Source organism: Streptomyces sp. NPDC050448, assembly GCF_040655295.1.
In the GTDB taxonomy this organism is placed as follows: domain Bacteria; phylum Actinomycetota; class Actinomycetes; order Streptomycetales; family Streptomycetaceae; genus Streptomyces.
The window spans coordinates 1-8989 of record NZ_JBFAJR010000084.1; the positions used below are offsets into that span (position 1 = coordinate 1).

General features: G+C 69.6%; 9 protein-coding genes and 2 pseudogenes. 6 read left to right on the plus strand and 5 right to left on the minus strand.

Annotated elements, in window-relative coordinates:
• Positions 1 to 549: 549 nt before the first annotated feature.
• Positions 550 to 690, minus strand: a complete 141-nt coding sequence (locus AB0I68_RS38355) for a hypothetical protein (protein ID WP_363182081.1) — start codon at positions 688 to 690, stop codon at positions 550 to 552.
• Positions 691 to 710: 20 nt separating this feature from the next.
• Between AB0I68_RS38355 and AB0I68_RS38360 the strand changes: the two genes are divergently transcribed.
• The 3 genes from AB0I68_RS38360 (at position 711) to AB0I68_RS38370 (ending at position 2777) form a co-directional block, all read left to right on the plus strand.
• Positions 711 to 1130 carry a hypothetical protein gene (locus AB0I68_RS38360; RefSeq protein ID WP_363182082.1) on the plus strand — a complete coding sequence of 140 codons (420 nt, stop codon included), beginning with the start codon at positions 711 to 713 and terminating at the stop codon, positions 1128 to 1130.
• Between the two features lie 85 nt (positions 1131 to 1215).
• Complete coding sequence (locus AB0I68_RS38365; protein ID WP_363182083.1) at positions 1216 to 1653, plus strand: hypothetical protein; 438 nt, start codon at positions 1216 to 1218, stop codon at positions 1651 to 1653.
• A gap of 254 nt (positions 1654 to 1907) precedes the next feature.
• Positions 1908 to 2777 (plus strand): hypothetical protein, encoded by an 870-nt coding sequence (locus AB0I68_RS38370; protein WP_363182084.1) that lies wholly within the window; start codon positions 1908 to 1910, stop codon positions 2775 to 2777.
• 165 nt (positions 2778 to 2942) lie between these two features.
• Here AB0I68_RS38370 and AB0I68_RS38375 read toward each other — a convergent pair whose 3' ends face one another.
• From AB0I68_RS38375 to AB0I68_RS38385, 3 genes are all read right to left on the minus strand, one after another.
• Positions 2943 to 3761 (minus strand): Ku protein, encoded by an 819-nt coding sequence (locus AB0I68_RS38375; protein ID WP_363182086.1) that lies wholly within the window; start codon positions 3759 to 3761, stop codon positions 2943 to 2945.
• Positions 3762 to 3898: 137 nt separating this feature from the next.
• Positions 3899 to 4213 carry a transposase gene (locus tag AB0I68_RS38380; RefSeq protein ID WP_363182087.1) on the minus strand — a complete coding sequence of 105 codons (315 nt, stop codon included), beginning with the start codon at positions 4211 to 4213 and terminating at the stop codon, positions 3899 to 3901.
• Positions 4214 to 4653: 440 nt separating this feature from the next.
• Positions 4654 to 5103, minus strand: a complete 450-nt coding sequence (locus tag AB0I68_RS38385; RefSeq protein WP_363182088.1) for a DUF6193 family natural product biosynthesis protein — start codon at positions 5101 to 5103, stop codon at positions 4654 to 4656.
• A gap of 172 nt (positions 5104 to 5275) precedes the next feature.
• Between AB0I68_RS38385 and AB0I68_RS38390 the strand changes: the two are divergent.
• The 3 genes and pseudogenes from AB0I68_RS38390 to AB0I68_RS38400 form a co-directional block, all read left to right on the plus strand.
• Positions 5276 to 5623, plus strand: a pseudogene (locus tag AB0I68_RS38390) (transposase domain-containing protein); the annotation flags it as partial.
• A gap of 316 nt (positions 5624 to 5939) precedes the next feature.
• Entirely contained in the window at positions 5940 to 7124 is a 1185-nt protein-coding gene (locus AB0I68_RS38395) for a histidine kinase (protein WP_363182089.1), read from the plus strand.
• Positions 7121 to 7492, plus strand: a pseudogene (locus tag AB0I68_RS38400) (response regulator transcription factor); the annotation flags it as partial. The gene AB0I68_RS38395 and the pseudogene AB0I68_RS38400, both read left to right, overlap by 4 nt.
• Positions 7493 to 7869: 377 nt before the next feature.
• Here the strand turns inward: AB0I68_RS38400 and speB are convergent.
• The gene (speB, locus tag AB0I68_RS38405; protein ID WP_363182090.1) at positions 7870 to 8856 is read right to left on the minus strand and encodes an agmatinase; all 987 of its coding nucleotides are present in this window, start codon (positions 8854 to 8856) and stop codon (positions 7870 to 7872) included.
• Positions 8857 to 8989 lie beyond the last annotated feature (133 nt).

The window sequence follows — 8989 nt, forward strand, 5'->3', positions numbered from 1 at the left end:
GCCGACCAGCATCGCCTTGTCGACCGGCCAATGCGCGCGGAGGAGGGCTAAGACCCCCTCCGCGGGGGCTGCCGAACGGCCGTGACGTGACAGTGACCGCACGGGTTCTTCGAGTGTGCCACAGCCCTTCCTCGGCAGCCCGCGCCACGCGGCCACCGTGCATACCCCCTTCATGCCGCCACCTCCCTCTGTGAAGCCAGAGAGACCTACCAGCTCGGCCAGTTGGCCGCCACCGTACGTGATCTCGTCCAGGACGGATGGCGCCGGCACCGCATCACCCGAGACGCCATGTCGTTCCTCATCGGACAGCAAAACGGTGAAGGCGGATTTGGGTATCCCGCTTCCGACGACCAGGCGAAGCGTGATCAGGCCCAGTTCTCCTGGACCCGGAGCGTGGTAACAGCCCTGGCCTCCGCGACCAGGAACTGTGAGTAGCGTTGCCAGGGGCTGATACGAAATCCCGCAGGAGGCCCGGGCCGTGAGGGAGACAGTCCACGGCCCGGGCCCGGGCCTGCGCCGTCCGCGGGGAGCGCAGAGCAAACCGGCCCCTCAGCGGGTGAGTTCCTCCAGGGACGTGCGCAGGGGCTCGCGCAGGCGGGCCATCTGCTCCGCGCTGTAGGTCCAGCTGTCGTACTCGTTCTGAACCAGCCGGCGCCCGCCGAAGCTGGCGGCGGCGATCTTCGGGGGCATGCCCGCGCCGTCGACCCGTAGTGCGCCAGCGCGTTGTTCGGATTCGCGTACTGGTTGAGCCAGACGAAGCGGTCGTCCGACTCGCGCAGCTCCCGCATCATCCGCAGGCGCGCGCCGAGGCGGCGGACGACTGGGTCGACCTCGCCCGGCGCTCCTCCTCCGCCTGCGAGGACATCCGCGCACAGGGCAAGAAGCCGCTCGACGACCACTGGGCGGACGCCACCGGCAAGACGGCCGTTTCCCTCGTACGCAACGGCGGTACCGAAGTCACGAAATCGGAAGCACTCCCGGGCGACGTCATCTTCTACGAGCAGGTGGCTTCCGACCCATCCGAGCCCCGGGGCGAGATCCACCACGCTGCCGTGGTCACCTCGGTGACCCCTGACGGCGATGTCAAACTGAGCCAGCACACCAGCACACCAGCACGTCCCAGAACGTGAGTCTGGACAGCCGGGAACACATCGCCACCAAGAACCACGGCGAGCAGCGCATCCACATCGTCCTACCGCATCCGAATTGGTACTGATGGAAACCTCCCCTTCCCCCGCAGCGTTCCACGACACCGGGCGGGCGCCACGCATCTCGCCCGGCACGGTGTGTGCGGCGCTGCTCGTCCCGGTCGTGGCCGTGCTCGGGGTCGTCACTTCCTGGGACGTCCAGGTCATTCACCAGGATTGGGTCGACAAACAGCAGGAAGCATGCCGGCTCATGGCCCGCCCGCTGAGCGAGTACGTCACTGCATGGGCGGGGCCGGCCCTCGGCGTGGCGGCAGTGCTCCTCTGCGTACTGCTCGCCAAGCGGATCCGTCGGCGCTACGGCCTCCGGATCTGGGAGACCTGGCCGGGGCTCGCGGCCTACATCGTCGTGTGGTTCAACGTGCTGGCGATCCTCCTGGAGCTGTTCACGCTGTGGGCCACGTTCACCCCCGACGGATCCGGGTCGATCCTGGGTGACTGCGAGTAGGTGCCACGGCGAACCGCTCGCAGCCGGTGGCGGAGTACGCCGCCGCGTGGGCCGGTGTGGGGCCCGCGGGGCCGGAGCAGGCGGAGCGTGTACGTCTGCGTCAGGAAGCCTCCTGGGAGGCCTGGTTCATCGCGTTCGCGGCGGTTGTGCCGCTTCGCAACCGGCGCCACCAGGGGGTGCGGCGCACGCAGGAAGGACGCAGCTGGGCCTGTTGGGGTGGCTCGCTGTCAGAGGGGCCCGGCAAAATCATCGTTATGAATGGCACACGTACCACCCCGCCGCGGCCGGTCGACATCGCCGCGGTCTTCCCCGCGCTGGCCCCGCTGGCCCGCCCAGCGGTCCGGTTGCACCCGCGTCCCGGCTCTCCCACCGTGCACGACAGCTCGATCGGCGGGCCGCTGCTGTGGCCCGCACAGGAACCCTGGCGGTACTGCCGCATCGAGCATGAAGGCCTCCACCCCCTGGTACCCGTGGCCCAGTTGTACGCGCGGGACATACCCCTGCTGCGGCCGCCTGGGCGGACCGACCTGTTGCAGGTCCTGTGGTGCCCTTCGGAGCACGCGCCGGACTCAAGCATTCCGATCGAGTTGTCCTGGCGGACCGCCGCGGATGTCACCGACGTGCTGGCCGCGCCACCCGAGCCGTTCGACGCGGACGAGGACCTCTACGTGCCTGAGCCGTGCGTGCTCGCGCCGGAGCAGGTCACCGAGTACCCCGATTTCCTGGAACTCCCCAAGGAGGTGAAGCAGCAGATCACGGACCCCGCGCCCTGGCGGGCGGCGGGCATTCCGGTTGACGATGCCGAACCGCTGGAGCTCTATGACAAGGCGCTGTCCCACGCCCCTGGCTGGAAGATCGGTGGCTGGGCCCCCTGGGGACTGACCGACCCCGTGCCGCGGTTCTGTGTGGCCTGCGGTACAGCGATGACGCCGCTGCTGACCATCTCCTCGTCCGAATGGCACCGCCACAGCACGAGCTGGATCCCGAACGAGGACCGGGTCCCCGGTGCATCCGACGACAGTTGGTTCAATCCTCCCGACATCACGGTGCTGGACGCCAACCACCTCCAGCTGTACGCCTGCCCGGCGAGCGGAGGCCACCCGCACACTGTCCTGGTCCAGTGAGGAGCTGCGGAAGGCCCGAAACCGGGTGACGGAAGTCCGCACTCCTCCGCCCGGCCGGGGCTGTCGGGTACGTCGCTGCGGTGGGAGAAGCGCTCCCCCGCGGCCACCTCTGTACCGGCTCCACGCTCCGCGGCAGCCGGGCCAGGAGCTCGCGGTGCAGCTGACCTACGTCTTGCGTCGGCGGCCGCAGGTGTGTGCGAGAGCGTCGGCCAGCTGATCGTGGGTCATGGAGGAGCGGCCCTCGATCCCGGCGGCCGCGGCCTTCTTGTACAGCTCGGACTTCGTGAGCTCGAAGAAGATCGGATCGACGGCGTCGAGGTCGACAAACCCGGCGACCTCGATGGCCTTGGAACGGCCGGGCGCGATGTCGTCGAGCTCCGACGGCTCGACGATCACGTACTCCTCGCCGGTGTCGTAGCCCTTGACGGTGTCGCCGAGGTCGACTTCGTCGCCGGTGCGCTCGTTGACGCGGCGGTTGCGGATCCGGTCGGCGGTGCCCCGCTGGAGCTGATGGAAGCGGATCGTGTGGCGGTCGGCGCGGTGTAGAGCGCGACCGGTAGGGAGACCAGTCCGAAGCTGACGATCCCGGTCAAGCCAGTCCACCTCAGGGTGGTCCGCGGGAACCTGGTCGATGTCCCCGGCCCGGTAAAGCGGGATCCACACTGTGCCGCCGCGGGCCGCGCCGAACTTGACGCGCACTTCCTGGGCGTGGCGCGCCCAACCGAGGCGGGCGGCGGCCTGGTCGGGGCCGAGCGGTACGGCCTCGGCCAGCCGCTCGGCCAGATCGGGGCGCGCGGCGAGGACGGCCACCTGGTCCGGGTGGAGGGCAGGCTGGGCTGGGTCGCCGGGGTCTGTGAGGAAGTCGGCCGTCACCATCTCCCGGACCGCGAACACCGTGACCTGGGCCGGGCCCTGGCCGGGGGTCGGATTCGGGGTGCCCAGGGCCGCGGTCAGCTGGTCGGCGGCCCCGTGCCCCGACAGCACGTACGGCAGGCCGCCGCAGAGGCCGCGGTGGTGATGACTTTGAGCGGGGTTCCTCGTCCGTCGCAGAGCAGGTGGTGTTTGCTGCCCGTCTTCCGCCGGTCGACCGGCGACGGACCGGTGTCGGCTCCCCCCTCTTTTTAGGCGCGGATGTGGGAGCCGTCCACGCATGCCCTGGACCAGTCGAGCCGGCAGGCCGCGTTCAGCTCGGCGAGCAGGATCCGGTGCAGCTGGTCGAAGACCCCGGCCTGCTGCCACCGCTCCAGCCTCCGCCGGCACGTCTGGCCGGAGCCGAATCCCAGCTCGGGCGGCAGGAGTTGCCAGGCGAGGTCGTTGCAGAGGACGTACAGGATGCCCTGCGGACACAGCCGGTCCGCCACCAGCCGCGGCCCTGGCGACCTCGTCGGCCAGGGCGGCAGCAGAGGCTCGATCAATGCCCACGAGTCGTCGTCCACGATCCACGGCCGAGTCCTCACACCACCACGAACCGTCGAATCGTCGAATCGTCGAATCGTCGAATCGTCACGCCCAACCAGGACATCTCATCAAGATCCTGTTACGACCTCAAAGCAACACCGATGGCGCGGACCTGATCATCTGGGGTGCCAACTACAACTCCGACCAGCAGTGGTACCTCCCGTAACCCCACAACGGCGCCAGAGCCCGTTTTTCCCCATCTCGGGTGGTTTGAGCGTCATGTCATTCCTCATCCCGGCTTCTCCCTAATTGGCCATGGGTACGACGGAGTTCGGGATCGAGGGACCTGGTCATCGCGGAGGCGTGTGGGCGGCCCTGGGCCTGTGGTTCGGAAGGCCGATGGTCAGCGCGGATGGCAAGAAGTCTCAATGACTGAGTCAAGCCTCCGGCTGTCGGTCCGGCCGCGCGTGGCTCGCCCTTATGCCTGGAGATGCTCCTGGAGTGCCGCCACAGCCGTCGCCACGGCTTCATCAGGGCTGGTCGTTTCGAGCAGCACCTTGTCCGGGTTGTGTTTGTGCGCCACCGAGTAGCTGCCTTTGGGGAGTAGGGCGATGCACACGGGGAGAACGTCGCCCTCGCCCACCCAACGCCGCCGACCAATACTGAAACACAGCCTGGCGTGGCTGGTGAAGGGATAGAACTGGCCGAGCCCGCTGTTCCGAGCCGCGTCAACAAGGGCTCCCATGATCGGGGGTACCCAAGTTGTAGTGGAGCCTCGGGACCGGTCGTCCCACTGCACTGCGGCACGCGCCTGAAAGTCCCACCCTGCGTCGACCGACTCGCGAGATTCGCCCTCTGTATCCATTCTCTGCCCCCTCTGAAGTGCTTTCGCCACCGTAGCGGCTGAGCAGTAGCCTCTCAATGACATGTCAGGCTGCTTGCGCAGCTGGCGGGTCGGGAGTGACTGCGGAGATCGTTGCCCCGCGTGTGACGGGGTGGGGTGCGGGCCAGCGGGTGCGGATCGGGATCCTGACGAAGGTGTTCACCGCTGAGCTGGTGGACGCGGCGATAGCCAAGCACCGGCCGGGGCCGAGCGGCGCCGTCGTCTTCTGTCGGCGCGGCTGGTCGTGCATTTCGTCCTGGCCCTGTGTCTGTTCGCCCGTGAGTCGTACGAGGAGGTGGTACGCGTACTGACCAGCGGCATCCCAGGCAGCCGGGCCCTCGCACGGGTGAACCGGTCGTCGTCATGCCGGGCGCGAACCCGGCTGGGTGAGGACGTGCTGGAGACCGTTTTCCGGGAGGTGGCCGGACCGCTCGCCACACCGGCCACGCCTGGAGCGTGGTGGCGCGGGCTGCGACTGCTCGCCCTGGACGGCACCCAGTTCGCCCTTCCGGATTCGACCAGCAACGGCGACACCTTCGACGGCCCCGGAAGTTTCCCCGGCTGACCGGACGAGGAATGCGGCTCGGGCGCCGCTTGCGTTGCGCGGAGTCGTCCCCGGCCGGGAGCATGAGCCGGGCAGCGAACAGGGCCCGCCGAGTCGTTCAAGGAGCACCAAGCTCGCCGAGGTCGAACGACAAGCTCAGAGCCGCTATGAAATCCGGTTCAGTTCACACTCGGGAAGTGTCCGCGGGCAGGACGCACCGCCCCCCTCCGCCCGGTTCCTCGTCGCCATTGACCATGTGCGTCTGCATCTTTCGATGTAGCCGCGCCTCCGCCGCTCGGACGAGGTGTGGGGCACGTACACCCTGTTGCATGGGACCGTGACCGACAAGAGCCTGCGCCCCCACCGTGACGACGTCCTCCTCGCGGTGCTCGGCGTGGCCGCGGGCCTCGTGTTCTGGTCGCTCGGCGTCTATAGCAGCCCCGGGCGCGGCTCCCTGCCGGCCTGGGCGGCCCTGATTCCCCTCGTGGTGCTCGGTGCGATGGAGCTGCTGCGCCGCACCGCCCCGCAGGGGACGCTGATCGTCGGCACCGTGGGGGTGATCGCGGACCAGTTCACTGTCGGCAGCCTCGCCACGGTCGTGATCTTCACGGACCTGATGTACGCCGCCGTCGTGTACGGAAAACCGGCCATGGCCCGGTGGCTCCCGGTGACCACGGGCCTGATCACCGTCGTGATCACCATCGCCTCGGTGGCCTGGCTGCGCACCCCCCAGTCCCTGATGATCGGCGTGATCACCGGCATCGTGAGCTTCGGCCCGGCCCTGACCGGTGCCAGCCTGCGCAACCACCGCGAGGCCGCCGAGGCGGCCCGGCTGCGCGCCGAGCAGACGGCGCTGCTGGCCGAGATGGACCGCAGCCAGGCCGTCGTCGCCGAGCGCGCCCGGATGGCCCGCGAACTGCACGACATGGTGGCCAACCACCTGTCCGCCATCGCCATCCACTCCACCGCCGCGCTCTCCATCGACTCGGCGGCGACCAGCCGCGACGCGCTCGGTGTGATCCGCGAGAACAGCGTGCAGGGGCTGGCCGAGATGCGCCGCCTGATCGGGCTGCTGCGGGACGCCGGGGGCGACCAGGAGGCGGTCGCGGTGCCATCGCTGGCCGGTCTCGACGACTTGATTGGGCAGGCCGGGACCAACGGCTCGGCGAGCGGCCTGGCCTTCGTCCTGCACAACGACCGGCCGTCCGGGGAGCCTGCGGCAGCCCCGGTGGAGCTGGCGGCGTACCGGATCGTCCAGGAGTCCCTGACCAACGCCCTCAAGCACGCCGCCCCCGGCACGGTGACGGTCCGTGTGGCGCACGAGGACGGACTGCTGAGCGTAGTGGTGGACTCGCCCTACGGGGACCGCCCCGGGCCCCGCGCGCCGGGCTCGGGGGCCGGGCTGATCGGCATGCGGGAGCGGACGGAACTGCTGGGCGGGGAGTTCACGGCGGGCCGGTCGGGACCGGTGTGGCTGGTGCGGGCGGACCTGCCCGCCGAGGAGAAGGCGGTGGAGATGTGACCATCCGGGTGGTGGTGGCCGAGGACCAGGCCGCGGTGCGGGCCGGGCTGGTGCTGATCCTGCGCAGCGCGGGCGACATCGAGGTCGCGGGCGAGGCGGCCGACGGGGAGGAGGCGGTGCGCCTGGCCCGGGAGCTGCGGCCGGATCTCGTCCTCATGGACGTGCAGATGCCCCGGCTCGACGGGGTGTCCGCGACCCGCCTGGTGGTCGAGGAGCGCCTGGCGGACGTACTGGTGCTGACCACCTTCGACCTCGACGAGTACGTCTTCGGGGCGCTGCAGGCGGGCGCCTCCGGCTTCCTGCTGAAGAACGCGGAGGCGGCGGAGCTGATAGAGGCGGTACGGACCGTCGCGCGCGGGGAGGGGTTGTGATCGGGTAGCCGGAGTGCGGGTCGGTTGCAGGGGAAGCTCCGACATCAGGCGAAGGCCGTCTCCACATCGCGGGAACCCCCGGTGCGGGCGCCCACATTCGGGGCATCGTTCGAGGCCAGACCATAAGCAGGCAAGCCCCTCCTCAGGAGGGGCGCGTCACCAAGACGACGGAGCCGCCGACGTACGAATCCAGAACGGTACCGCCTCGCCTGCGCTCTTCCTCTCCGGCCACCACCCGATCCACCAGGCCTGGACCCACTGCCGACGGGACACACCACCCCGCACATCCCGAGCCCCGATGCCGTCAGACGTTCTCCTTCGCGCATGCGGGCGTGGTCGGCGCCTTCACGCTCCGGCTCCACCCGCGACGCCGACTACGCCAGGCCCCATCGGACCGGGGCGATCTGCTTGGACATGATCGTGATCAGCTCGTAGGCGGCGTGCGAGGCCGCCACCGAGGTGATGCCAGCGTGGTCGTAGGCCGGCGCGACCTCCACGATGTCAGCGGAGACCAACTGGCAGTCGGCCAGACCCCGCAGGATCTCCAGCAGTTCGCGGGAGGTCATGCCGCCGGCCTCCGGGGTGCCAGTGCCGGGGGCGTGCGCCGGGTCCAGCACGTCGATGTCGATGGAGACGTAGAGCGGCCGGTCGCCCACGCGCTCGCGCAGCTGCTGGGCGATTTCGTCGACCCCGCGCCGCATCACATCGGCCGAGGTGACGATGCCGAAGCCGAGCTTGGCGTCCTCGTCGAGGTCCTTCTTGCCGTAGATCGGACCCCGGGTGCCCACGTGGCAGAGGGCCGAGGTGTCGATGACGCCCTCCTCCACGGCCCGGCGGAAGGGCATCCCGTGGGTGTACTGCTGGCCGAAGTAGTCGTCCCAGGTGTCCAGGTGCGCATCGAAGTGCAGGACCGCGACCGGGCCGTGCTTCTTGGCAACCGAGCGCAGCAGCGGCAGCGCGATGGTGTGGTCGCCGCCGAGCGTCATCAGCCGGGCCCCGCCGGAAAGCAGTTCGTCGGCCGCGGCCTCAATGGTCTCCACCGCCTCGGCTGCGTTGAAGGGGTTGGCGCTGATGTCTCCTGCGTCCGCGACCTGGCTGTAGTGGAAGGGGTAGACGTCCTGCGCCGGGTTGTAGGGGCGCAGGGTGCGGGAGGCCTCGCGGATGGCGTTGCCGCCGAAGCGGGCGCCCGGGCGATAGGTGACGCCCCCGTCGAAGGGGACTCCGACCACGGCGATGTCCGCCTTGTCCACCTGGTCGAGGCGGGGGATGCGGCCGAAGGTGGCCTGACCGGCGAAGTGCAGGGTCCGGTCGGTCTCCGTCGGGGGCACGGGCGGGGTCACGCCGTTGGGTTGCGCGGTCATGATGTGTTCAGCGGCCTTTCGGGGGCTTGTGTCATTGTGGCGGGTTGCCGTGCTTGCGGGACGGCAGGTCGGCGTGCTTGCTGCGGAGCATCGAGAGGGCGCTGATCAGCGTTTCGCGGGTGTCCGCCGGGTC